Here is a 24,048-nt window from a genome sequence, read left to right as displayed (position 1 = left end):
GTGCTCAGCCGTCGCCGCGGCCGCCGGGTCCGCGCGCGAAGCCCAGGAAGCCCGCGACACCGAGCAGCACCACGAGTCCGATGCCGGTGGGGAGCAGCCACGCGGGGAACTCGGACGAGCCCGCGGGCCCGCCGCTCGTGAGCGCGTTGACGTCGAGCTCGTCCAGCTCGGCGAGCGCCGTCGCGCCCCACGTCACCGTGAGCCCGTCAAGGCTGCCGTTGGTCTCCTGGACGGTGCCGGGGGCGGTGAGCGTCACGAGGGAGACGCCGACGACGCTGGAGATGTCGATCGCGGCGTACAGCTCGTCGTCACTCGCGAGCGCGAAGCCCATCAGGAGGGCGTCGTCGTCGGTCAGCTCTGACGTGAAGGTGACGGTCAGAAGGGCATCGGTCACCGCGGACGAGACGGCGGCGCCGTCGGCGGAGGCGTCGGCGAGCTGGTCGTCCAGGTACTCCTCGAGCGTGCCGGACCAGTCCTCGTAGGTGGCGATGTACGCCTCGAAGGCATCCCGCGGGTACGCGGTCTCGCGCGTCCAGGTGGCGGAGCCGTCGGCGTGGAGGTCGATGTCGATCGTGCCGTCGACGCACTCGGCGTCACCATTGGCGATGGCGTCGGCGTCGCACGTGTCAGGGAAGTCGTAGGTGCGGGCACCCTCGTCGGGCTGCGCCGACGTCTCTGCGGAGGCTGCGGGACCGAGCGCGAGGAGCGCGCCGGTCAGGGCGGCGACGAGGGGCGGTGCGTGGCGCATGGGGTCAGCCTAGGTGCCGTCCCTGCGAGTCTCCTGAGAGCTCCAGCCGGGACGGCATCGGCGGCTGTCAGCCCTCGAGGGCCTCCGACACGACCTCGCGCGCCTGCGCCTGAACCTCACCCAGGTGCGCCTCGGAGACGAAGGACTCGGCGTAGATCTTGTAGACGTCCTCGGTGCCGGAGGGGCGCGCCGCGAACCAGGCGTCCTCGGTGGTCACCTTGAGGCCGCCGATCTTCGCGCCGTTGCCGGGTGCGGCCGTCAGCTTGGCGGTGATGTCCTGTCCGGCGAGGGCGGTCGCGGGGACCTGCTCGGGCGACAGGGCGCCCAGCTTGGCCTTCTCGTCCTTGGTGGCCGCCGCGTCGACCCTGGCGTACCAGGACTCGCCCAGCCGGTCCACGAGGCCCTTGTGGAGGACCGACGGGGAGGCGCCCGTCGTGGCGGTGATCTCCGAGGCGAGCAGGCACAGCAGGATGCCGTCCTTGTCCGTGGTCCACACGCGGCCGTCGCGGCGCAGGAACGACGCTCCAGCGGACTCCTCGCCGCCGAACGCCACGTCACCCGTCATGAGGCCGGGGACGAACCACTTGAAGCCGACCGGCACCTCGAGCACCTTGCGGCCCAGCTCCGCGCCGACGCGGTCGATCAGGCTCGACGACACGAGCGTCTTGCCGATCGCGGTGCCCTCGGGCCAGTGCGGGCGAGCCCCGCCGTACAGGTAGGAGATCGCCGCCGCGAGGTAGTGGTTCGGGTTCATGAGGCCGCCGTCGCGGGTGACGATGCCGTGGCGGTCCGAGTCGGCGTCGTTGCCCGTGGCGACGTCATAGGGAGCGTCAGCTCCCGCCATGAGGTTCCGCAGCGAGGCCATGGCCGACGGCGACGAGCAGTCCATGCGGATCTTGCCGTCCCAGTCGAGCGTCATGAACGCCCAGCGCGGGTCCACCTTCGGGTTGACGACGGTGAGGTTGAGGCCGTGCTCCTCGCCGATCGCGCCCCAGTACTCGACCGCGGCGCCGCCCAGCGGGTCGGCGCCGATGCGGACGCCCGCCTCCTTGATGGCAGCCATGTCGATCACCGACGGCAGGTCGCGCACGTAGGTGGCCATGTAGTCGTAGTAGCGGGTCGTGTCTGCTCCGGCGGCACGCGTGAGCGGGATGCGGGGCACCTGCTTCCAGCCCTGCGCGAGGATCTCGTTCGCACGGTTCGCGATCCACGTGGTCGCGTCGGAGTCGGCCGGACCGCCGTGAGGCGGGTTGTACTTGAAGCCGCCGTCGCGCGGAGGGTTGTGCGACGGGGTGACGACGATGCCGTCGGCCAAGCCCGGACCCGTGGTCCGCAGGCCGTTCTCGCTCGTCGCGCCGTTCGCCACCAGGATCGCGTGGCTGACCGCCGGGGTGGGCGTGAAGCCGCCCTGCGCGTCGATCATCACGACCACCTCATGCGCAGCAAGCACCTCGAGTGCCGTCTCCCACGCAGGTCCTGACAGCGCGTGCGTGTCCTTGCCCAGGAAGAGCGGGCCGTCGGTGCCCTGCGCGCGCCGGTACTCCACGATCGCGGCCGTCGTCGCCACGATGTGCGCCTCGTTGAACGCCGTGTCGAAGGCGGAACCACGGTGGCCGGACGTGCCGAACACCACCTTCTGCGCCGGGACCGACGGGTCCGGCACCAGGTCGTAGTACGCCCCGAGCAGGGCGTCGACGTCGATCAGATCCTCGGGAAGGGCAACTGTGCCTGCGCGCTCGTGCATGCCGTCAGTCTTGCAGGCCCGGGCGCGGATGTCTCGGGTCTTCTGCGTGAGGCCGCGACGACGATGCGGCGCCCCCGCCGCCGACAGTCCGAACCAATGCGAACCGCGACACCCCGACGACACGCCGCGCCGTCCTGCGACACGCTGGCGTGTCGCCCCGCAGATTGGTGCGAACTGTCCGGGGCCCATGGGCTCGAAGTGTCCGGGGCCGGTGGGTGCGAACTGTCCGGGGGTCCGCGCGAGGCCGCGACGACGCACCCACGCCACTACCCTGGGACGCATGGCGAAGAAGAACCGCATCCCGTTCGTGTCGCGTCCGTTCGAGGGCCTCCCCGGAGAGGTCGACCTCGTCGCGATGCGCGAGATCGTCCCCGCGGCGAGCGCGCCCGCGAGGCTGACCGCCGAGTTCGGTGGCGACGACCTGCTGCTCGTGACCGTGCTCCCGCTGGACCGGCCGGCGATGCGCCGCAAGGACGGCCTGCTGCTCGTCGCGATGCGCGGCGCTGGAGCGAGCGGCGATCCGTCGCGCGACATCGCGCACGCCGCGCTCGCAGCCAAGGAGCTCGAGGACGGCGACCTGCTGCCGCAGCTCGGCCAGCTCGAGCCGGGTCCCCGCCTGCAGGACATCCTCGACCCCGCCGTGCCGTGGGAGGTCACCGTGCACGAGGGCTATGAGTACTGGCTCCCCGAGGGCGACCGCGACCCCGACGTGCAGGCCGCGCTCGAGGAGGCCAACTCCGGCATCTTCCCCACCGTCAAGCTCGCATCCGTGGACGGCGCCTACTGGTGCCGCATGGGCGCCCGCGAGTACCTGCGCTGGGGTCAGGAGGTCGATGAGGAGAAGCTGCTCGACGGCCTCGCCCGTCTGCAGGCGCGCCGTGAGACCGCGATCGAGGACGGCACCAAGCTGCTCGGCGCCTTCCGCGCATGCGGACTTCAGATCCCCGTGTGGGAGATGGTGGCGGGCACCGAGCCCGACGAGCTGGAGAAGCCGGTCGAGGCCTTCGCGCCGAAGCTGGCCGAGGCGATCGCCGACACCTCGCCCCTCACGGCGGACGAGCGTCGCGCCCGCGCTGGACTGGTCTCGCGTCAGGTCACGATCCGCTGACGCTGTCGGGTTGCGACAACCCTCGGCTACGAGGTCACAGAACCTTCACAAGAAGGTAAAGGGGAGTTTGCGTACCGTCGCGCAGTCGCTACGCTGAGTCCGTGGCTGCGACACCCTCGCCCAAGGACTCCGACGCCCCGCGCAAGCGCGCCCCGCGTCGCCGCCCTGCCGCGTCCCGTGGGGCCGTTCCGGAGCCCGAGAGTCAGAACTGCGCAGCGCTCGTCGTCGCCCATAACCAGGCGCGACGCATCGCGGCGACCGTCAGGGCCGCCGCAGCGATCCCCGGCGTCGACCTCGTGCTCGTCGTGGACGACGGCTCGACAGACAACACGCAGGATCTGGCCCGCAAGTCGGGCGCTGTCGTGGTCCGCCACCCGCACCCGCGCGGCCGCTCGGCCGCGACCGAGACCGGCGCCGCCGTCATCGCCATGCGCGACGATCCGAGCCGGCCGCCTCGCGCGCTGCTCCTGCTCGACGGTCGCCTGGGCAACCAGGCCATCGGCGCCGCGCCGCTCGTGCCGGCCGTCACCGAGAAGGTGTGCGACCTCGCGATCGCCCTCACCGCGAACGGGGGACGCGCCGTCGGCCTGAGCACCAAGGCTGCTCGCAAGGCCATCAAGCGCGCCTCCAACTGGGAGGTCAAGCAGCCCCTCAGCTCGATCCGCTGCCTCACGCGCGAGGCCTTCGAGGCGTGCCTGCCGCTCGCGCGCGGCGCCGGGCTTGAGCCTGCGATGACGATCGACGTCCTGCACGCCGGACTGACCGTCACCGAGGTCGACTGCGAGATCGCGGGCACCTCCCGCTCCGGGGTCGCGCGCAGCGCACCCGGTCGTGCCAACCAGTACCGTGACGTGGTCATGGCGATCGGCAGCCGACGCATGCGCCAGGGGATCGACGCCACGAGCCGCGCCGTCACCGGTGGACGCGCCCCGAACGATGAGGAGAGCGAGTGACACTCCCGCGCTACGCGTACCTGGGGCCCGCAGGAACGTTCACCGAGGCCGCGCTGCGCGCGATGGCCCCCGCCGGCCAGGCCGAGCACCTGCCGATGGTCGACGTGCCGTCCGCGCTCGGAGCCGTCCGCTCAGGCGAGGCCGACTTCGCGGTCGTCGCCATCGAGAACTCGGTCGAGGGCGGGGTGACAGCCACGCTCGACACGCTCGCGGAAGGCGAGCCGCTCGTGATCCTCGGAGAGGTCGTGCTCTCCATCTCGTTCGAGCTGGTCGCCCTGCCCGGCACCCGGATCGAGGACGTGCAGCGTGTCTCGGCGCACTCCCACGGCCTCAACCAGTGCCGACGCTGGATCGCCGACCATCTGCCAGGGGCTCTGCAGGTGCCCGCGTCGTCCAACGCGGCGGCGGCGGTGGCGCTCGCGGACGGTTCGGCGGACTTCGACGCCGCGCTCGCGCCTCCTGGGATCGGCGAGAGCCTCGGCCTCGAGGTGCTCGTCAGCGGTGTGAGCGACCGCTCCACCTCGATGACCCGGTTCGTCCGCATCGGACGTCCAGGCGATCTGCCCGTGCCGACGGGCGCCGACAAGACGACGCTCGTGGTGCACCTGCCGAGCGACAGGGCGGGCGCGCTGCTCGAGATGCTCGAGCAGTTCTCGGCCCGCGGCGTGAACCTCAGCCGCATCGAGTCGCGCCCCCGCGGCGACCGGCCGGGAGAGTACTCGTTCTCGATGGACGCCATGGGTCACATCGCCGAGTCCCGCGTCGCCGAGGCGCTCATGGGACTCAAGCGCACCTGCCCCGTGGTGCTCTTCCTGGGCTCCTATCCTGCCTTTCACGGTGAGCTCACCCCGATCGAGCCGGCCACGACCGAGGAGTCCTTCGAGTCGGCACGCGCCTGGGTGGACGCGCTGCGTCACGGCATCGCCTGAGCCGCTGCCCGGGCTGGATCCCTCAGGATTCGAGCGCGTGCGTGTGCGCGCGATCCAGCCGTCGCGCGCGGACGAGCTCCCATGCGAGCGGCACCAGCAGGAGGGCGCCCGCGATCGACAGGCCGTCGTACCCCCATGCGGCGAGCGCCACGCCTGACAGCGCCCCTGCGGAAGCCCCTGCGATGCCCATCGTGAGGTCCGCGACGCCCTGGACGTCCGTGGGGCTCGCGGTGCCCTCGTGGCTCAGCACGGCGACTAGGGTCGCGGCGGCGATGGTCGCCGCCGACCAGCCGAGCCCGATCAGCACCAGGCCGGCGGTGGCATAGGCCTCGGCCGACGAGTGTGTCCCGCCTGCCGCATCGATCCGGCCCGAGACCGCCGTGAGGCCGGCGCCGACCAGGAGCAGACCCGCGCCCACGGCCACGGCGCCCCACGGTCCCAGACGGTCGGTCATCCAGCCGAAGAGCGGGGCGAGCGCGTACATCCCTGCGACGTGCGCGCTCACGACGATGCCGACGAACGTGAGGGTCGAGCCGTGTCCGTGCAGGTGGACGCTCGACATCGCCATGATGCCCACCATCACCGCGTGGCCGGTCGCCATGGCGGTGAGCCCGAGCCGTCCGGACGGATGCGCCCACAGGTCTGCGAGCGTGCGCGCGATGCTGCGCGGCGCCGGCGGCGCCGCGGGACGGGGGTCCCGCAGGAGCAGTGCGATGCCGGTGGCGGCGATCGCGAGCGTGACGACCGCGAAGATCCACGGGCCGGCGAGCGAGGTCACGCCGAGCGCCTCGCCCAGGCGCGTTCCCGGTGACAGCAGGTTCGGGCCCGCGACCGCTCCGACCGCGGAGGCCCAGACGACGAGGCTGAGCACCCGTCCGCGCACCGAGTCGGGCACGCCGTCGGTCGCGGCGAAGCGGGCCTGCAGGCCCGCGGCCATCCCGCCTCCCGTGATGAACATCCCGACCAGCAGCAGGGGCAGGAGGCGCGTCGCCCCCGCAGCGAATGACAGGGCCGCGCCCAACGTCGCGACCGCGTAGCCCGTGGTCAGCGCGATGCGGCGACCGCGTCGGCCGGCGAGGCGGGCAAGGGGCACGGCGGCGAGCGCCGAGCCCAGCACCAGTGCGGTCTGGGGAAGGCCCGACCATGCGGCGGTCCCTGCGATCTCCTCCGCGAGGAGCGCGCCCACGGAGATGCCCGCGGCGACGCCCGTTCCTGCGACGAGCTGTGAGGACGCGAGGGTCGCGACCCTGCGCCGATCGATCATGCGGGCTGCGGGTCCTCGGCGGGCTCCGGCGCGGGCGCCGTGGCCTCAGGCTGCTCCGTGTCGTCCGTCCGCTCGGGCACGGAGCCCTGCGGAACTCGCAGTGTGAGCGCGGCCGGCTGCACGAAGGCGTGGATGCCGGTCGCCTTCCCGAGCGACTCGCCGTCCACCTGGACCTTCTGCGGCTGCTCCATACGGATGTCGAACTCGGTGCCGCGCACATGGTCGATGCGCGAGGTCTTGAGGACGCGGATGAGCCGGGTGTCCTTGAGGCCTGCGCCCTGCGCCATGACCTGGCCGAACAGCTCGGTCCAGCCCACGAGGCCGCCGCGCGCATCGATCGTCGCGATGTCGATCTTGCCGTCGTCCATCGTCGCGTCCGGGATCAGCTGGATACCGCCGGGAAGCTTGCCGATGTTCGCCATCAGAACGGTGCGCATGTGGCCGACGATCTCGTCGCCGCCGTCGACCGACACCCACGCCTTCATGCGCTTCTCGCCCAGGTGGCGGATCGCGGCGAAGAAGTAGGCGAACCAGCCCAGGCGCTTCTTGAGGTTGTCGTCCGCGCCCGCGACCATCTCGGCGTCGAAGCCGGCGCCCGCGATCACGAGGAACAGGTGGCGCTCGTCCTCCCCATGGCCGTTGTGGCCGCGGTGCACGTCCATCCAGCCGACGTCGGCCCGCCGCTCCGCGCCCTCGAGGACGGTGCGAAGGATCGCCTGGGTGTCGCCGAGCGGCAGGTCCAGGTTGCGGGCGAACAGGTTGCCGGTGCCCATGGGGATGATGCCCATCGGCTTGTCCGAGTCGGCCATCGTCTGCGCCACAGCCCTCACGGTGCCGTCGCCGCCGACGGCGACCACCACGTCGGCCCCCGCCTCGAGTGCGGCCCGCGCCTGCCCGGTGCCCGGGTCGTCAGCCGTCGTGTAGAACCACAGCGGCTGCGGCAGGTAGCGGATCGAGCATGCGCGCAGGGCCTGCTCGCGAAGCTCCTCGACGCCCGACTTCGTGGGGTTCGCGATGAACGCGATCTTCTCGTGCCCGTCCCTGGGGGTCTGGAACGACCCCGCGGCCGACGCCAGCGGCTGGATGCGGAGGATCCGTCGCCACATGCGGGGGACTGCCACCGGATCACGCGAGCCGATGCGTCGCGTGATCACCACGGTGAGGGACAGCGAGGCCGTCGCGAGCACCACAGCGACGATCCCGAGCACGTAGGCGATCATGGAACGAGCCTACGTGTGCGCAGATAGACTCGCGTGCATGATCGACCTCAAGCTTCTGCGTGCCGAGCCCGACGTCGTCCGGCAGTCACAGATCTCCCGCGGCGACGACCCAGCGATCGTGGACCAGGTGCTGGAGGCCGACGCTGCCAACCGCGCCGCGCTGCAGGAGTTCGAGGTCGCCCGCGCCGAGCAGAAGTCGCTCGGCAAGCTCGTGGCCAAGGCGCAGGGCGACGAGAAGCAGGAGCTGCTCGCCCGCACCAAGGAGCTGGCGGCCAAGGTCAAGCAGCTGCAGGCCGAAGCCGACGCCGCCTCCGCGAAGGCCGTCGAGCTCGCCCGCTCGCTCGGCAACATCCCCGAGCCTGGCGTCCCCGCCGGCGGCGATGAGGACTTCGTCGTCCTGCGCCATGAGGGCACGCCCCGCGACTTCGCTGCCGAGGGCGTCGAGGTCCAGGACCACCTGGCGATCGGCGAGGGTCTCAAGGCGATCGACATGGAGCGCGGCGCGAAGGTGTCCGGCGCCCGCTTCTACTTCCTCACCGGCATCGGTGCGCGACTCGAGCTCGCGATCCTCAACGCCGCGATGGCCACCGCGATCGACCACGGCTTCTCTCCCATGATCACGCCCACGCTCGTGCGCCCCGAGGTGATGAGCGGCACCGGCTTCCTCGGCAAGCACGCGGACGAGATCTACTACCTGGAGAAGGACGATCTGTACCTGACGGGCACGTCCGAGGTGGCGCTCGCGGGCTATCACACGGACGAGATCCTGGACCTCGAGGAGGGCGCCCTGCGCTACGCCGGCTGGAGCGCCTGCTACCGCCGCGAGGCCGGGTCCGCGGGCCGCGACACCCGTGGCATCATCCGCGTCCACCAGTTCCACAAGGTCGAGATGTTCGCCTACTGCCGTCCCGAGGACGCCGCCGAGGAGCACGCCCGCTTCCTGGCCGCCGAGGAGACGATGCTCAAGGCGCTCGAGCTGCCGTACCGGGTCATCGACACCGCCGCCGGCGACCTTGGCATGAGCGCCGCCCGCAAGTTCGACTGCGAGGCGTGGCTGCCCAGCCAGGAGCGCTGGATGGAGGTCACCTCCACCTCGAACTGCACCACGTACCAGGCGCGCCGCCTCAAGATCCGTGAGAAGGCCGAGAAGGGCACCGAGCCCGTCGCGACCGTCAACGGCACGATCGGCACCACGCGCTGGCTCGTCGCCCTCCTGGAGAACCACCAGCAGGCCGACGGCTCCGTCTACGTGCCCGAGATCCTTCGGCCGTACCTGGGCGGAGTCGAGTACCTCCAGCCCCTCGGCTGAACCGGTCGCTTCACCTTCCCGTCGCATCCCTGGGTTAGGGTGCCACGCATGACGCGCGACCCGGCGAGCCTTCGACCACCCCTGGACCGCGATGCCTGGCGCCTCGTGGGACTGGACATCGACGGCACCCTCATGCACTGGGGCGGCGACATCTCCGACGCCGTGGTGGACGCGGTCCAGAAGGTCAGGATGTGCCGCTCCCACGTGGTGCTCGCCACCGGGCGCACCATCATCGGCACCATGCCCGTGCTCGAGCGGCTCGGCATCAAGCGAGGCTGGGCCGTCTGCGCCAACGGCGCCGTGACGGTGAAGCTCAACCCCCAGACGCCGGGCGGCTACGACATCATCGAGACCGTCACGTTCGACCCGACGGCCGCGCTCGAGCTGATCCGCCAGGAGATGCCCGACGCGTTCTTCGCCGTCGAGGATCTCGGCGTCGGCTTCCGCGTCAACCGCGAGTTCCCCATGGGCGAGCTCGACGGACGCCAGATCGTCGTCGACTCCTTCGAGGAGCTCGCCTCTCAGGAGGTCACGCGTGTCGTCATCCGCAAGCCCGACGCCGACGTCTCGCACTTCGACTCGCTCGTGCACCGGATCGGGCTCAATGACGTGACGTACGCCGTCGGCTACTCGGCGTGGCTCGACCTCACGCCGCCCAACGTCACCAAGGCGTCGGCGCTCGAGGCGCTCCGTCGCCAGCTCGGCGTGTACCCCGACCACACGGTCGCGGTGGGCGACGGCAACAACGACATCGACATGCTCCGCTGGGCCGGCACCTCGGCCGCCATGGGCAACGCGCCCGATGGGGTGCGCGCCGTCGCGCAGCAGGTCGTCGGGTCCGTGGACGAGGACGGCGTCCTCGAGGTGCTCCAGCCCCTGATCGACCCGGAGCGCCTCGCGGTGCTGTGATTCGGGCTATCAGACCCCTGTCGCACAGTGCCGTGGCTCGCTAGTCTGGCGGCATGATGTGGCTGACCGCTGACGCTCACCGCCGCTGGCTCGAGAGCGAGACCGACCGACTGCTCGACTTCGGAAAGCACGGGAGGGATCCGCGCGGGGGCTTCGGCTACCTCGACGTCGACGGCAGGATCGACACCTCGCGTGATGTCGAGCTCTGGATCACCTGCCGGATGACCCACATCTATGCGCTCGGCGCCATGCTCGGTCGGCCAGGTTGCGCCGCCTACGTGGACCACGGCGTCGACTCGCTGCTCGGCCGGCTCCGTGACGACGAGCACGGCGGCTGGTTCGCCGCGATCGGTGCAGACGGCCCCACCAACGACGCCAAGGAGGCCTACGGGCACGCGTTCGTGATCCTCGCCGCCGCGTCCGCGACGGCAGCAGGCCGTCCAGGTGCCGCAGCGCTGCTCGAGGAGGCCGTCGAGGTGCACAGCACCCGCTTCTGGGACGACGAGGCGGGCATGAGCCGCGAGTCGTTCTCCCGGGACTGGTCCGAGGAGGAGCAGTACCGCGGCGTCAACGCGAACATGCACACGCTCGAGGCCTACCTCGCCGCCGCGGACGTCCTCGGTGACCACGCGCTGCTGGATCGTGCGATCAGGATCGTGACCAGGGTCGTCGACTCGTACGGTCGCGGCAACGACTGGCGGCTGCCCGAGCACTTCGACATCGACTGGAACCCGCTGCTCGACTTCAACGAGGACGAGCCCGCGCATCCGTTCCGCCCCTACGGCGCCACCGTCGGCCACGCGCTCGAGTGGTCCCGCCTGACCCTGCAGGCCTCCTTCGCGCTCCAGCAGAGCGGCCGGCACGCGCCTGAGTGGATGGTCCCCGCGGCGCGCGAGCTGTACGCCGCGGCGGTCAGGGACGGCTGGAACGTCGACGGGCACGCCGGGTTCGTCTACACGACGGACTGGGAGGGTGCCCCTGTGGTGCGCGAGCGCATGCACTGGGTGGCGGCGGAGGCGATCGGCGCGGCCGCGGTGCTCTGGCGCGCGACCCGGTCCCCCGAGTACGCGGAGCAGTACCAGCAGTGGTGGGACTACGTGGGCGAGCACCTGCTCGACGCCGAGAAGGGGTCGTGGCACCACGAGCTGTCAACGGAGAACGAGCCCTCCGGCACGGTGTGGCCCGGCAAGCCAGACATCTATCACGCGCTGCAGGCGACCCTCCTGCCCCGCCTGCCTGTGACTCCGGCGCTCGCGCCCTCGCTCGCAGCCGGCAACCTGGACCGGCCTTAGCCGGAGGCGTCCCCGACCGTCAGGACGAGCGAGCCGGCCACGCCGCCGGCCTCGAGCATCGCGTGGGCGGCCGCCGCGTCCCGCAGAGGGAACGTGGCGTGGACGAGCGGTCGCACCCGCGCGGGCACGAGCGGCCAGATGCGCTCCTCGACCGAGGCCACGATCGCTGCGCGCTCCCGCAGCGGACGCGCCCTGAGCGTGGTGCCGATCACTCGGGCACGCTTCGCAAGCAGCATCCCCAGGTCGATCTCACCCTTGCGACCACGCTGCATCCCGATGACGACGAGGCGCCCGCCTGTGGATAACGCAGTGAGATTTCTCGCAAGGTTGGCACCCCCGACGACGTCCAGGATGACGTCCGCGCCGCCGAGCGCGGCGACCTCCTCGGACCAGTCGTCCGACCTGTGATCGAAGGCTCTCTCGGCCCCCATCGCGAGGCACCGCTGCACCCTCTCGGCGCCGCCGGCGGTGGCCATCACGCGAAGCCCGAGAGCGGTGCCGACCTGCACCGCGATGGACCCGACCCCGCCGACTCCTCCGTGCACCAGCAGCGTCTCGCCGGGACGCGCCGCCGCCTCGTCCAGATTCGACATCACCGTGCATGCGGCCTCGACCAGAGCAGCCGCCTCAACATGGCTGATAGCAGGAGGTTTGGTCAGGACCAGGCGCTGGTCGACGGCGACCTTCTCCGCGTACCCACCGCCCGGGAGCAGCGCGCAGACCTCGTCTCCCACGGTCCATCGGGAAACCCCTTCGCCCACGGAGGAGACGACTCCCGACACCTCGAGGCCGAGCAGCTCGGACGCCCCCGCGGGCGGCGGATAGAGCCCTCTCCTCTGAAGAAGGTCGGCATGGTTGACACCAGATGCCGCGACATCGATGATGACCTCTCCGGGTCCCGCCACAGGGTCCGGCGCCGTGGCCGGGACCAGCACCTCGGGACCCCCGCTCACGGCGTGTCCAGTGACATTCATCACATCCTCCGGTCCTGTCCCGTCATAGCGACGACGGTATAGCGTCTCAGGGTGAGTCCGGCCACACGCGCTCATGTTCTCGGAGGTCAGGCCGATAACAGGGGGTGCCGACGCACACACGGTGCGAGCGGCAGACGCCGACGGATGACGATCCGACGGCCTAGGGAGAAGATTCGATGCTCCAGAGAATGGGTATCCGCAGCAAGATGCTGCTGACGGTGGCAGTGCCGCTGCTCGTCCTGCTGCTCACGGGTATCGCCGTCGTCGGATTCTCCTGGTTGGACCTCAACGCCGCGAGGAACGCGGACACCGTCATCACCGCGCTCGATGACTCGCGCGACCTCGGCGACGCAGTCACCGATGAGCGCTACTACGCCGTGAACTTCCTCGATGCCCTGCAGCTCGGCCGAGACGACCTGCGCGGCGCGCAGCTCGGCACGGACGCCGCCTACGAGACGGTCATGGCGAACCTCTCCTCCGAGCCCGTCGGCGAGGACGGCGAGGTTCAGGGAGATGGTGTCGCCGCAGGCCTCGCCTCGCAGGTCGACGCCCTCGTGATGACGGATGCGGGACTCGCGTCCGAGCTCCGCGCGGTCACGATCGAGACGACCGAGCAGGGCCTCGCCTTCCCCACCAACGACGAGGCCACGCAGCTGCGACTCGACTACGCGAGCGTCGCCGCCGCGGTCGAGCGCCTCTCGTCCACGGACGCCGCAGAGGCGACCGGCACCACGATCTACCTGCGCCAGCTCGCGAACAGCCTCAACGCCGAGGGTCTCGCCGCGCTGCAGCTCTTCACCGAGCCCGTGGAGCTCCGCGACCAGCTGCTTGCGAGCTTCGCTCCCACCGAGGAGGCGATCGCCGCCCTCACGGAGACCGCGAACGCCATCTCCGAGTCCGAGGACAACGCGCCGGTGCTGTCCCGCATCGCAGACGGTCGCCAGGAGCTCGAGAACCTCGAGGCCACCCGCACCTCTGCCGTGCTCGGCACCGGTAACTCGTCCACGGTGCTCAACTACTACACGCGCCTCATCACGCTGAACAACGAGGCCGCGCTCGCCGCGACCGGTGTGACCGCCAACGCGGACCTCACCTCGCGTCTCCAGGCGTTCGCGCAGCTGGACGCGCTCACCGAGTCGCTCGAGTACGAGAAGATCGTCGTGCAGCGCCTCATCCGCGACGGTGAGTTCGGCGTCACCGGTGTGACCCAGATCCGAGAGCTCGCCGTCCGCGCGGGCCTGGACCTCGACGACGCCCAGGCCGCGGCCCAGTCGGTCTCCACGCTCGACGTCGTGCCCGAGTTCTGGTCGATCGCCGTCGGGGACACCGGCACCAACTACGTCAACCTCCAGACCACCCTCCTCGGTGGTCTGGACGCCTCGCTCGTGGCGGCCCAGAACCAGCCGTGGGCCGAGGTCGTGGACCTTGAGGTCGCCCACTACCGTCCGTATCAGGACCAGGTGTGGAACGAGATCGTCAGCACGTCCGACACCGACGTGCAGGCCCTCGTCGTCCAGGTGCTGCTGATCGCCGCGGCGGTCGTCGTCGCGTTCCTCGTCGCGGTGCTCGTCGCGAACGCGATCGCCCGCCGCATCGTCCAGCCGCTGCGACGTCTCACCACCACGGCGACCGCGGTCCGGCAGGAGCTCCCGCGCCTGGTGGAGCGGGTCGCGATGCCTGGAGAGTCGGTCGACCTCTCCGAGGTCCAGATCCCCGTCGAGTCCGAGGACGAGGTCGGACGACTGGCGGAGGCGTTCAACGGCGTCAACGCGGCAACGCTGTCGATCGCCGCCGAGCAGGCCGCGCTCCGTGGCTCCATCTCGGAGATGTTCGTCAACGTCGCCCGCCGAGACCAGGTCCTCCTCAACCGCCAGCTCGCCTCGATCGATGAGATGGAGCGCTCCGAGGACGACCCGGACACGCTGACCAAGCTCTTCGCGCTCGACCACCTCGCGACCCGGATGCGCCGCAACTCGGAGTCGCTGCTCGTTCTCGCAGGCATCGACACGGGTCGTCGTCTGCGCCGTCCGATGCCGCTGTCCGACGTGATCCGCACCGCATCGTCCGAGATCGAGCTGTACGAGCGCATCCAGCTGGACCTCGACGCCGACCCCCAGATGGTGGGCCACTCCGCGCTCACCGCCGCGCACCTGTTCGCAGAGCTGCTTGAGAACGCGACCGTCTTCTCCGATCCGGGCACGCCGGTCACGGTCCGCACCACCGAGCACGCCTCCGGGGGCTACCTCGTCGAGGTGGTGGACACCGGCATCGGCATGAACCCCGAGGAGCTGCACAACGCCAACTCGCGTGTCGCCTCCAACCAGGCGTCGGAGATCCTCGGAGCCCAGCGCCTCGGCCTGTTCGTGGTCGGTCGAATCGCGCGTCGCATCAACGCGAAGGTCGAGATCGCGTCCCAGGAGGGCGCGGGCACCGCCGTGTCCGTCGTCCTGCCTGCCGCGCTGTTCGACGACCGCGTGGTCGAGCGCCCCGCCGCTTCGCGTCCGTCGTCGCTCGTCGCCGACGAGGTCATCGACAACCCGCTGACCGGTCCCGCCGAGGCGGCAGGCGTCGCGCGTCCCGCCCCGGCCTCCGACGAGTCCTACACACCGGCAGGCTTCCAGGAGGGCGCGTCGCTCTCGGGCCGCAGCGACGGCGCTCTGCCTGCGCGTGGCGACGGCGCGCTGCCCAGCCGCGGCGCCGCCGCACCCTCGGCTCCGTCGACTCCCGCGCCGCAGGTCGCCTCCGCCCCGGAGCCCGCACCCGCCACCGCCTCGGCGGACACGAGCGTCGAGGGCCTGATCCGCGAGGACGCTGCCGCAGCCCCTGAGGGCACCGCGGTCGACTCCGCCGAGCTCGTCTCGGGCGCCACTGCCGCAGGCCTGCCCGCCCGCCGTCGTCGTGCGGCGCAGTCCGCCTCCCCCGCGACCGCCGACGCCCAGACCGCGAACGTGATCGGCCTTCCCGCTCGCGCGACCGCCGAGCAGCTGTCCGCGCTCGAGGGTGAGGCGGGCACGAGCTTCACGCCCACCGTGTCCGCGGCCGAGGTGTCCCCGCAGAGCGCCGAGCAGCGCGCCGCCATGTTCCGCGGCTTCCGCTCGCGCGGCGCCGGCGATCAGGCGCCCGCACCGCTTCCGTCGGAGATGGCGCAGGCACCTCAGGCCCAGCCCACGCCGGAGTTCTCGATCCCCACCTTCGCCCCCGACGAGGACGCGGCGCCCGCCGCACCGTCCGCCGCGCCGACGGGACCGACTGCGGACGAGCCTCTCGCCACCCGCGCGAGGCCTGGCGTCGCCGCCGCCTTCACCGCCGGGATCAAGGCCGCCGACGCTCGTCACGAGGCTCCAGCCACCACCGGCCAGTCCCCGCTGATCCAGAACGGGTTCGGCATCCCCCAGGCCTCCGACGCGGAGGTCCCCGCGGACACCGGCGCCTTCGAGATCCCGCAGCTCGAGGACGATCCCGTCGGACCCGGAGTCGAGTCGGTCTCCCTCGTCGAGGACGCGCCCGCGCCCACCCAGCCCGCCGAGCCGGCCCAGCCGTACTGGCAGCACGAGCAGGCGGCGCCCGCGATGCAGCCCGAGGCCCCGGCGCCGAGCGCGCACTCCGGCGGATACATGCCGACGGAACCGCCCCAGCCGACCGCGCCGCAGAGCAGCTACGAGGCGCAGCCCCCTGCCGCCGCCTATGCGCCGCAGGCGCCCGAGCCTGTCGCGGAGGCCAGCCCCGCCGTCGGCTTCGACGACCTGATCCACGACGGCGCCGCCGAGGACGCCGCGAGGGGCGGCTTCTTCAACCGACTGTTCGGTCGTGGACGCCGCGAGGAGGCCGCCGCGCCGGCAGCTCCTGCACCCGCGCCGGCGACCCCGGCGCCTGCGCCTGTGACGCCCGCTGCGCCGGCCGCCTTCACGCCGCTGTCCGAGCCGAGCCCGGCGCCCGCGCCGTTCGCACCGACTCCCGCGCCGTCGGCGATGTCCGCACCGGAGCCCGCAGGGTTCTCTCCGGCTCCCCAGGCCCAGCTGTACGCGCCCCAGGAGTCGACGCCCGCGCCCGTGCAGGAGCCGGAGCCGACGATGCCTGCGCGTGCCTCCTTCACCCGACCCGAGCCTCAGGCGCCCGCCGAGCCTCAGGCGCCCGCCTTCACTCCTGCCGCACCGAGCCCCGCCGCGGGCACGTTCATGCCTGCGGAGTCCGGCGACAGCGGATGGGCCGAAGAGGCAGCAGCCGTGCACCAGATGCACGACGCAGCCGAGTCCACGATGTACTCGCCCGACCAGCTCGCACGCCCTGTCGGCTGGGAGGCCGCAGGCGCCGAGGCGCTCCAGGCCACAGGCCCGGGAGAGGGCTACCGGCCCGTCGTCCAGATCGACCCGGAGCCCGAGTCCGACCAGGTCGAGCAGTCCGACGTGACCTCCGCCGTGTTCTCCGAGTTCAGCTCGCTCATGTCCGAGCGGCCCAAGGTCCAGAAGACCAAGGCCGGCCTCACCAAGCGCGAGCGCGTCAAGCCCCTCGAGGAGGAGAAGCCCCTCGAGGCCGAGGTGCAGATCCCGGGCGGCCCGCGCGACGCGGACGCGGTCCGGCGCCGCTTCTCGAACTTCTACTCTGGCACCCAGAGGGCACGCTCCGACGTGGCCGCGTACCGGAGCCAGTCCACGCCTGACCGGGACCAGTCCTGATCCCGATGACCACCACGATCCAGCTCCGCCGATGGAGCAGCAACACCACCAAGGAGGAGCAGTGACCGAACTGAGTCCCGAGGCGACCAACTTCGGATGGCTGCTGGACAACTTCGTCCAGACGGTTCCCGGCACGCGCCACACGCTGGTCGTCAGCGCCGATGGACTGCTGATGGCCATGTCGAAGAACCTCGACCGCACCGGCGGCGACACCCTCGCCGCCGTGGTGTCCGGCATGGCATCCCTCACCCGCGGTGCTGCGCGTCAGCTCCAGGCGGGCGAGGTGCGACAGTCGATCATCGAGATGGACGAGCTGTTCCTGTTCCTCATGTCGGTGTCCAACGGCTCCGTGCTCGCGGTCGCCGCTGACTCGACCTGCGACGTCGGCCTGGTGGGCTACGAGATGACCCTCCTCGTGACCCGCACCGAGAACGCGCTCACCCCGCAGCTCATCACCGAGATGCGCCAGAACCTCCCCGTCGACGGACAGCTCCGCGCGTAGGAGGTCGTCATGAGTGACGCACAGACTCCCCACGACGACGAGACCTACGCGGTCCGTCCGTACGCGGTCACCGGAGGCCGCGTGAAGGCGGCAGGGAAGGACCTGCCCATGGAAGCGCTCGTCGAGTCGCTCTCCAGCCCTCAGGCTTTGAGGGGGCTCACCCCCGAGAAGAAGACGATCCTGCAGCTCGCTACAGGTCAGTATCAGTCCGTGGCGGAGCTCTCCGCCCACACCCGGCTTCCGCTGGGTGTGGTCAGGGTGCTCGTGACGGACCTTGCGCAAGAAAATCACTTGAAGATCCACACCGGCGGGACGGCCGACGACGCAAGCACGCACGACGCGCAAGGCGGCCTGTCCCTGAGTCTCTTGGAGAGTGTCCTCGATGGCATCGCAGCCCTCTAACGCGCCGGCGGCGACCACGCCTCCGCACGTGGCGCCCACCGTCGTCAAGATCGTGATCGCCGGCGGCTTCGCCGTCGGCAAGACCACGTTCATCGGCTCGATCTCCGACATCGACCCCCTCAACACTGAGGCGGCCATGACGGAGAAGTCGATCGGAGTCGACGACGCCGGCGGCGTCAGCGACCGCAAGACCACCACCACCGTCGCGATGGACTTCGGTCGCATCGCCCTCCCGGGTGCCCTCTGGCTGTACCTGTTCGGCACGCCCGGACAGGACCGCTTCCTGTTCATGTGGGACGACCTGGTCCGCGGCGCCATCGGCGCGGTCGTCCTCGTGGACACCGAGCGTCTCGACCAGTGCTTCCCTGCCGTCGACTACTTCGAGGGCAAGGGCATCCCGTTCGTCGTGTGCGTCAACTGCTTCGACGGTGTCGCGCGTCACCAGCTCGAGGACGTCCGCGAGGCGCTCGGCATCGGAGACGACGTGCCGATGATGTACACCGACGCCCGCGAGAAGGCCGCCACGAAGCAGGCCCTCATCGCCGTCGTCCAGCTGGCGATGAAGCGTCTGAAGGGCGAGTAGCCCGCACAGTCCTCATGAAGCGCCGCACGCCGCGCCTCCGCCTTGGGCGGGGCGCGGCGTCGGCTTTCCCCAGGGCGATAACCTTGGGGACGTGATCTACGTCGACGGCACCGCTCTGTGCCGCTTCCTCCCGGGGGTGCGGTACTTCGAGGAGTGGAACCGTTGGGTGGTGCCCCGCATCCGTGAGGTCGCGACCACACAGCTGGGGCTGACCGAGCTGCGCCAGGCCGCAGAGCTGTACCCGAGGGAGTCGAAGGCCAAGGCGTTCGAGGTGGTCGAGGTGGTGCGCTCCCGCATGCCGCTGATCCGCTTCTCGGATCAGAACGTGACGGTGTCGACGCACGCGGCAGCGGTGCTCAAGCCGTTCGCGGCGCTTCACCTGGGAGCCGCCGCTGCGCATCCCGCGATCGACACGATCGCCACCTACGACGCGGAGCTTGCGAGGGTCGCCGCGCTGTACGGCCTCACGGTCGTGACCCCAGGGCTGCCCGAGGGCTGGCAGAATGGCACCGGCGCAGCGCCGGCACCAGTCGTCGGCCCGCCGAAGGAGAGTTGACCGAGCGGCCGAAGGTGACGGTCTTGAAAACCGTTGAGGCGTAACCCGTCTCCGTGGGTTCGAATCCCACACTCTCCGCTCCAGGCCTGCGCCGCGCGTTGCTCGGCGGGTCGCAGGCCCGGTACCCTGGTCCCCGGCCCTGGTGCCGAGGAGACGTGACCGAGTGGCCGAAGGTGCATCCCTGCTAAGGATGTGATGGGGCAACCTATCCGTGGGTTCGAATCCCACCGTCTCCGCCGACAAGGCCCCCGACCGTTCCCGGTCGGGGGCCTTCGGCATTCCACGAGGCTCGTCCAGCGGCCGTCAGTGGAGCGGGTGCACCAGCCACGCGTTGAAGAAGCTCCGCACGAGCGAGGGCATGTCCAGTGCGCCGCGGTCCAGCAGCCATTGGACCTGGAGGCCGTCGAGCAGCGCGATGGCCTGCGTGGCGATCCCCTGCGGATCCGCGCCATGCTCGAGCTCGCCTTCCTCCTCGAGCTCCCTGAGCGCATCGACGAGCAGGTGGCGCAGCGCTTGGTATCGGGTGCGGAAGTACTCGTGCCCAGGATGGTCCGCGGACGTCGCGGCCGCGGACAGGGTCGCGAACAGTTCCACGGCGCCAGGGGCCGCGGTGTTGGCCCGCGCGGTCTCCAGGAAGGCGAGCAGCAATGTGCGACCGTCGCGCGGCCCTTCCGCCAGGTGGGCCGCCCCCAGCTCGTCGCGGCGTTGAAGGGCCTCGACCAGCAGCACCCGATGGTCCGGATAGAGCTCGTGGATCTCCTTCTCCGACATCCGGGCCCGGGCGGCGACGGCGGCGATCGAGTCGGGACCTATCGCGTTGACCGACGCCTCCTCCAGCACGGCGTCGAGGAGAGGCGCCGGCTCAAGATCGGGAGGCGCCTCCATCCGCACGATGGTCTCCAGGGTGCGAGAGCCTTCCACGGTCCACCTCCTCGTCGCGGCGTTGCGATCCCTCGACTCTACGCTGTGAGGAGAGGTGCGAGGCGCGCGAGACGCCCGGGCGGCGTGCACGGGAGGCGCTCGGGGGTGGGCCTCGGGCGAGTGTGCATCAGCACCCTCGGAAACCTGTATACTCGTGTCTCGGCCCGATGGGCCACGCGCCCGTAGCTCAACGGATAGAGCATCTGACTACGGATCAGAAGGTTGGGGGTTCGAATCCCTCCGGGCGCGCTGAGAGCGAAGGCCGGGACTGTCTCAGTCCCGGCCTTCGTCGTCTCCTGGCGCGGTGTCGGTGTGCTCCTCGTCCTCGACCCTGAGGCCGTCGGCGTCGAGCTCGACGCGGGTGCTCGCGACGCTGGACTGGGACACGATCGTCACGAGCGCCCAACGGCCCTCGGGCAGGAGCCGCACGGTGACGGACCCGTCCGACGCGCTGTCGAGGGCGGTCGCGACCTCCTTGGAGAGCCGGGCCATCACCTCTCCGTCCGCGATGGGGGCCGCGCGGTCGTCCAGGAGCGTGACGTCGACTCCGCGGCGCCGTGCGGCGGAGGTCGAGGCGACGATCGCGGGCAGCGTGAGCCCGCGGGCGCGCACCGAGTCCCGCAGCTCGGCCTCGGCCGCGAGGAAGCCCGCCCGGTCCTCGTCGCTGAAGGGCCCGCCTGCAGCGATGCGCTCGAGCGGGCCGGTCGCGGTCTCCGCGAGCTCGACGACGCGGCGCCTGCGGATCTCCTTGCGGGCCTGTGCCTCCGCTGAGGCGCGCGCAGAGCGGTCCGCCAGCGCGGTGAACACGTTGATGTCGGCGGCGGCGCGCCTGAGCCCTGCTCCGAAGAGCGAGGCCACGACCACGGTCCCCGCGTGAGTCTGAAGCATGGCGACCGCGGAGAGGGCGCCTCGGCCCGAGGTGAAGCCCCATGCCGCGGTGACGAGTGCCATCCCTGCGAAGCCGATCCAGGCCATCCCGGTGCGGCGACGCAGCGCGAGGAAGAACAGCAGCCACGCGTTGGCGCCGTGATGCCAGGAGGCACGGCCGAGCTCGCCCGTGCCGGGCAGGTTCCACGACACCATCGCGGTGGCGAGCGTGACGATGCCGACGACGATCAGCGTCTCGCGCATGGGGAACGGGTCGGGGCCCGGCTGGATCACGAGCGAGGCCGCCACCAGCACCAGCATCACTGCGAGCAGCGAGACCCAGGGGCTGTGCACGATGTCGGCGGTGAGGACCACGAAGACGATGTTGGTGACGCCGTACAGCCCGAGCAGCAGCTGGGCGGGGTGGGAGCCGAGATACAGCAGGCTCGCGGCGTCGGTCGAGATCCGTGGAGGAGCGGTGGTCATGGGCGCCTCCAGATCAGGGTGACGACGGTGCCGCTTCCCACGCCGCTCGACACCTCTGCGGTGCCGCCGTCAAGGCCCCGCATGCGCTCGATGATGCTGACGCGGATCCCGAGGCGACGTTCGGAGATGCTGCTCCGCTCGAAGCCCGCTCCGTCGTCCTCGCACACGACGGTGACGACCTCGGGGGAGGCCTCGACGTCCACTGTGCGTCGCACCTCGTCCACCGGACCGGCGTGCCGGAGCGAGTTGCGGAGCGACTCCGCGAGCGCCTCGGAGATCGAGACCGCGACGTCGGAGCCGATCGGCTCGTCTCCGCTCCACGAGGCGTGAAGCTCGACGTCGTGGCATTCCTCGAGCGCAGTAGCACGGAGCATCGCCACGAGCTCCTCAGGCATGTAGGAGCGGGCTCCGGCGTCGTCTGCGGCAAGCGCGTCGATCTCTCCGAGCGCCTCGGAGGCCCTCTCCTCGACGCCCGGGGGCGGTGCCGGGGTGCCTGCGGCGTACAGCACCGACATGATGTCGTCGTGCACGATCGCGTTGATGCGCGTCTGCTCGCGCTCGCGGGTGGTGGCGCTCGCCTGGGCGGCAGCCTGTTCCCGCGCGTCTCGGGCCGCCTCGTCGACGGCGGTCGCGGCGCGGACCACCGCGAGTGAGGTGCCCATGAGGATCAGCGAGTACAGCATCCCGCCGATCGCGTCCTGGAAGGCGAGCATGTCGGACTCGGGGCGCGCTGCCATCTGGGTGAACATCACGACGGGGGCCTGCGCGAAGCCGTAGAGCCACACGAGGCGGTTCTGCCAGACGACGGTCGCGATGACGGCGTGGAGGGCGTTGATGCCCTGGAGCCATGGCGCCGCGTCCAGGGAGCCGAGGCCGTCGACGAGGCCGAGCGGGAAGGTGAGGTGCAGAAGCGCGAACACGATGACGATCGCCCCTGCGAGCCGTCGCATGACCGTGATCGGTGCCCACGTCGCGAGCACCGCGAGGCTGATGGGTGCGAGCAGGCCGACGACGATCGTCGCGATCCCGTAGACCGGCCTGAGGTGCTCGAGCTGCGACAGCGCGTTGGGCATGAGGAGCCCGGCGAACACGAGTCCACCGAGCCCGCAGGAGAGGTAGATGTTGCGCAGCATGCGCTCCGCGGCGGGGCCGGGCCCGGAGGTGTGCACCTCGGATGCCGTGAGCGCCGCGGGGCTGCTCACTCGGAGTTCCCCAGGTACCCGTCCTCGACGGCCCGCTTGTACAGGTCCACGCGCGAGTGTGCGGGCCGGCCGGCCTCGGCGTACTTGCGGCGGATCCTGCTGACGTAGTCGGCGACCGTGTCGCGGGACAGTCCGGTGCGGTGGGCCACGGTGACCGCGGTCTCTCCGGAGGCGTAGAGACCGAGGATCTCCTGCTCGCGCCTGGAGAGCTTGGCGTCCGTGAGGACGGCGTCGGAGTCGATCGCAGCGGCCCAGTCCGTGCTGAAGACCTCCTTGCCGATCGCTGCGGTGCGGATGGCGTCGAGAAGGGTGTCCGGGTCGGACGCCTTGCGGATCAGTCCGAGCGCGCCTGAGCGTGCGGCGGACTGGATGAGTCTGCGGTCCTCTGCGCCCGTGTAGATGAGGACGTGGGCGCCCATCGCGTGGATCGCGGCCACGTTGTCGGCGGGCAGGGACTCGTCCGCGAGGCGCAGGTCCAGGACGACGAGGTCGAGCTCCGCGTCGAGGCTCTTCAGTCCCTCGACCGTGTCGACCATCCCGGCGAGCACCAGGTCGTCGGTCGAGGCGATCAGGTCGCGGAAGCCGATCGCGATCAGGGCATGGTCCTCCACGAGCGCGATCGTCCTCGTCGCCATGATCCACCCCCAGGTGCGTCGTGTCTCTGTGCTCACTCTACTGAAACGGAGCGGATCCTCTGGTCCGTGTGGGGCCCGAACCTCCTGGTGTGAGCAGTGTCACGGATGCCCCCCAGCGGGGTGCCCCCATAAGTGGGGGCTTTACCGAGCCATGGGCCGCTGGCACGCTCGAAGCAAGCTCGCCGAGAGGCGGGCCCGGTTCCGGCAAGGAGAAGTGATGCACTGGTCAGCGGAGGAATTCGTTCTTGTCATCACGGGGGTTCTGTTTGCCGGGATCGTCGCGTCCTCGCGTCTGCCAAGAGTAGAACTGACTCCGACCTCGCTCCGCGCGTTTGCCATCGGCGCTGCGGTGTTCATCGGGGCCGCTGCCGCTCTGGCGACAGTCGAGAACGCGAGCTATCCGCCGTTGCTGTGGATTCTGCCTCTGGTGCCGCTCATGGTCATCGTGGTGCTGGTCCGGGACGCCTTGGTAGGGGGAAATTCCGAGGCGACCGACCAGACCGTGACCATGGGCGCCCAGGGGGGGACGGCCGACTCAGGCTTCGTCGTGACCCAGATGCTGGTCGGTACCGGCGAGACCCTCGCCGCCGACCCTGGCGCTACCGCTGAGCAGCTCGCGGAGATCGCCTACGCGCAGCCGACGCTCCGGCCCGTCGTGGCGGCCAATCCCGCGACGCCGTCGAACCTTCTCGAGTGGCTGGCCTCGCTGGGCGACCCGGCGGTGCAGCGCGCCATCGGCGCCCGCGCCGCGCACTGAGCAGCCGCGGCGGC

The 24,048-nt window shown here is 71.0% G+C and carries 21 protein-coding genes and 3 tRNA genes; 15 read left to right on the top strand and 9 right to left on the bottom strand.

The window, feature by feature from the left end; genetic code table 11:
* Window positions 1-4: 4 nt before the first annotated feature.
* Entirely contained in the window at window positions 5-748 is a 744-nt protein-coding gene (locus QQX04_RS04715; RefSeq protein ID WP_301126727.1) for a hypothetical protein, read from the bottom strand.
* A gap of 67 nt (window positions 749-815) precedes the next feature.
* Entirely contained in the window at window positions 816-2,492 is a 1,677-nt protein-coding gene (gene pgm / locus QQX04_RS04710) for a phosphoglucomutase (alpha-D-glucose-1,6-bisphosphate-dependent) (protein WP_301126726.1), read from the bottom strand.
* Window positions 2,493-2,772: 280 nt separating this feature from the next.
* Between pgm and QQX04_RS04705 the strand changes: the two genes are divergently transcribed.
* The 3 genes from QQX04_RS04705 to pheA all read left to right on the top strand — a co-directional run bounded on the left by QQX04_RS04705 (window position 2,773) and on the right by pheA (window position 5,482).
* A complete protein-coding gene (locus tag QQX04_RS04705) occupies window positions 2,773-3,600 on the top strand; it encodes a DUF5926 family protein (protein WP_301126724.1) in 828 nt (275 codons plus the stop codon).
* 101 nt (window positions 3,601-3,701) lie between these two features.
* Window positions 3,702-4,553: a glycosyltransferase family 2 protein gene (locus QQX04_RS04700; RefSeq protein ID WP_301126723.1), complete on the top strand. Its 852-nt coding sequence runs from the start codon at window positions 3,702-3,704 to the stop codon at window positions 4,551-4,553.
* The gene (gene pheA / locus QQX04_RS04695; RefSeq protein ID WP_301126721.1) at window positions 4,550-5,482 is read left to right on the top strand and encodes a prephenate dehydratase; all 933 of its coding nucleotides are present in this window, start codon (window positions 4,550-4,552) and stop codon (window positions 5,480-5,482) included. The genes QQX04_RS04700 and pheA overlap by 4 nt, the downstream gene beginning before the upstream one ends.
* A gap of 22 nt (window positions 5,483-5,504) precedes the next feature.
* Here pheA and QQX04_RS04690 read toward each other — a convergent pair whose 3' ends face one another.
* Both QQX04_RS04690 and QQX04_RS04685 read right to left on the bottom strand, forming a co-directional pair.
* Window positions 5,505-6,746: an MFS transporter gene (locus QQX04_RS04690; protein ID WP_301126719.1), complete on the bottom strand. Its 1,242-nt coding sequence runs from the start codon at window positions 6,744-6,746 to the stop codon at window positions 5,505-5,507.
* Entirely contained in the window at window positions 6,743-7,966 is a 1,224-nt protein-coding gene (locus QQX04_RS04685; protein ID WP_301126717.1) for a diacylglycerol/lipid kinase family protein, read from the bottom strand. The genes QQX04_RS04690 and QQX04_RS04685 overlap by 4 nt, the downstream gene beginning before the upstream one ends.
* Before the next feature lie 37 nt (window positions 7,967-8,003).
* On the opposite strand from QQX04_RS04685, the gene serS reads away from it, so the two are divergent.
* From serS to QQX04_RS04670, 3 genes are read left to right on the top strand one after another with little or no spacing between them, the layout of a single operon-like run.
* A complete protein-coding gene (serS, locus tag QQX04_RS04680; protein ID WP_301126715.1) occupies window positions 8,004-9,275 on the top strand; it encodes a serine--tRNA ligase in 1,272 nt (423 codons plus the stop codon).
* Window positions 9,276-9,323: 48 nt separating this feature from the next.
* A complete protein-coding gene (locus tag QQX04_RS04675) occupies window positions 9,324-10,184 on the top strand; it encodes an HAD family hydrolase (RefSeq protein ID WP_301126711.1) in 861 nt (286 codons plus the stop codon).
* 53 nt (window positions 10,185-10,237) lie between these two features.
* Entirely contained in the window at window positions 10,238-11,476 is a 1,239-nt protein-coding gene (locus QQX04_RS04670; protein ID WP_301126710.1) for an AGE family epimerase/isomerase, read from the top strand.
* Here QQX04_RS04670 and QQX04_RS04665 read toward each other — a convergent pair.
* On the bottom strand, window positions 11,473-12,450 hold the full coding sequence (locus tag QQX04_RS04665) for an NAD(P)H-quinone oxidoreductase (protein WP_301126708.1): 978 nt from the start codon (window positions 12,448-12,450) through the stop codon (window positions 11,473-11,475). The genes QQX04_RS04670 and QQX04_RS04665 overlap by 4 nt on opposite strands.
* Window positions 12,451-12,638: 188 nt before the next feature.
* Here QQX04_RS04665 and QQX04_RS04660 point away from each other — a divergent pair, with 188 nt between their 5' ends.
* The 7 genes from QQX04_RS04660 (at window position 12,639) to QQX04_RS04630 (ending at window position 19,402) form a co-directional block, all read left to right on the top strand.
* A complete protein-coding gene (locus tag QQX04_RS04660; protein ID WP_301126706.1) occupies window positions 12,639-17,123 on the top strand; it encodes an ATP-binding protein in 4,485 nt (1,494 codons plus the stop codon).
* 61 nt (window positions 17,124-17,184) lie between these two features.
* On the top strand, window positions 17,185-17,625 hold the full coding sequence (locus QQX04_RS04655) for a roadblock/LC7 domain-containing protein (RefSeq protein WP_062205565.1): 441 nt from the start codon (window positions 17,185-17,187) through the stop codon (window positions 17,623-17,625).
* 9 nt (window positions 17,626-17,634) lie between these two features.
* Complete coding sequence (locus QQX04_RS04650) at window positions 17,635-18,027, top strand: DUF742 domain-containing protein (protein WP_301126702.1); 393 nt, start codon at window positions 17,635-17,637, stop codon at window positions 18,025-18,027.
* Window positions 18,008-18,610, top strand: a complete 603-nt coding sequence (locus QQX04_RS04645) for a GTP-binding protein (RefSeq protein WP_301126700.1) — start codon at window positions 18,008-18,010, stop codon at window positions 18,608-18,610. The genes QQX04_RS04650 and QQX04_RS04645 overlap by 20 nt, the downstream gene beginning before the upstream one ends.
* 91 nt (window positions 18,611-18,701) lie before the next feature.
* Entirely contained in the window at window positions 18,702-19,166 is a 465-nt protein-coding gene (locus QQX04_RS04640) for a hypothetical protein (protein ID WP_301126698.1), read from the top strand.
* Window positions 19,157-19,244: transfer RNA gene (locus tag QQX04_RS04635), tRNA-Ser, on the top strand. Before QQX04_RS04640 ends, QQX04_RS04635 begins: the two co-directional genes overlap by 10 nt.
* 71 nt (window positions 19,245-19,315) lie before the next feature.
* A tRNA-Ser gene (locus QQX04_RS04630) sits at window positions 19,316-19,402 on the top strand.
* Window positions 19,403-19,469: 67 nt separating this feature from the next.
* Here QQX04_RS04630 and QQX04_RS04625 read toward each other — a convergent pair.
* Window positions 19,470-20,087 (bottom strand): TetR family transcriptional regulator C-terminal domain-containing protein, encoded by a 618-nt coding sequence (locus QQX04_RS04625; RefSeq protein ID WP_301126697.1) that lies wholly within the window; start codon window positions 20,085-20,087, stop codon window positions 19,470-19,472.
* A 176-nt stretch (window positions 20,088-20,263) separates the two neighbouring features.
* Here QQX04_RS04625 and QQX04_RS04620 point away from each other — a divergent pair.
* Window positions 20,264-20,336 (top strand) — tRNA-Arg (locus tag QQX04_RS04620).
* A gap of 24 nt (window positions 20,337-20,360) precedes the next feature.
* Here QQX04_RS04620 and QQX04_RS04615 read toward each other — a convergent pair.
* From QQX04_RS04615 to QQX04_RS04605, 3 genes are read right to left on the bottom strand one after another with little or no spacing between them, the layout of a single operon-like run.
* On the bottom strand, window positions 20,361-21,440 hold the full coding sequence (locus QQX04_RS04615; RefSeq protein WP_301126695.1) for a DUF8320 family protein: 1,080 nt from the start codon (window positions 21,438-21,440) through the stop codon (window positions 20,361-20,363).
* A complete protein-coding gene (locus tag QQX04_RS04610) occupies window positions 21,437-22,642 on the bottom strand; it encodes an ATP-binding protein (protein WP_301126694.1) in 1,206 nt (401 codons plus the stop codon). The genes QQX04_RS04615 and QQX04_RS04610 overlap by 4 nt, the downstream gene beginning before the upstream one ends.
* On the bottom strand, window positions 22,639-23,277 hold the full coding sequence (locus QQX04_RS04605) for a response regulator transcription factor (protein ID WP_301126692.1): 639 nt from the start codon (window positions 23,275-23,277) through the stop codon (window positions 22,639-22,641). Before QQX04_RS04605 ends, QQX04_RS04610 begins: the two co-directional genes overlap by 4 nt.
* A 217-nt stretch (window positions 23,278-23,494) precedes the next feature.
* Here QQX04_RS04605 and QQX04_RS04600 point away from each other — a divergent pair, with 217 nt between their 5' ends.
* The gene (locus tag QQX04_RS04600; protein WP_301126690.1) at window positions 23,495-24,034 is read left to right on the top strand and encodes a variant leucine-rich repeat-containing protein; all 540 of its coding nucleotides are present in this window, start codon (window positions 23,495-23,497) and stop codon (window positions 24,032-24,034) included.
* Window positions 24,035-24,048 lie beyond the last annotated feature (14 nt).

Origin of the sequence: Demequina zhanjiangensis, assembly GCF_030418315.1 — a bacterium.
GTDB lineage: Bacteria > Actinomycetota > Actinomycetes > Actinomycetales > Demequinaceae > Demequina > Demequina zhanjiangensis.
The sequence above is the reverse complement of the archived record's forward strand: the minus strand, read 5'-3'. Positions and strand labels throughout refer to the sequence as shown.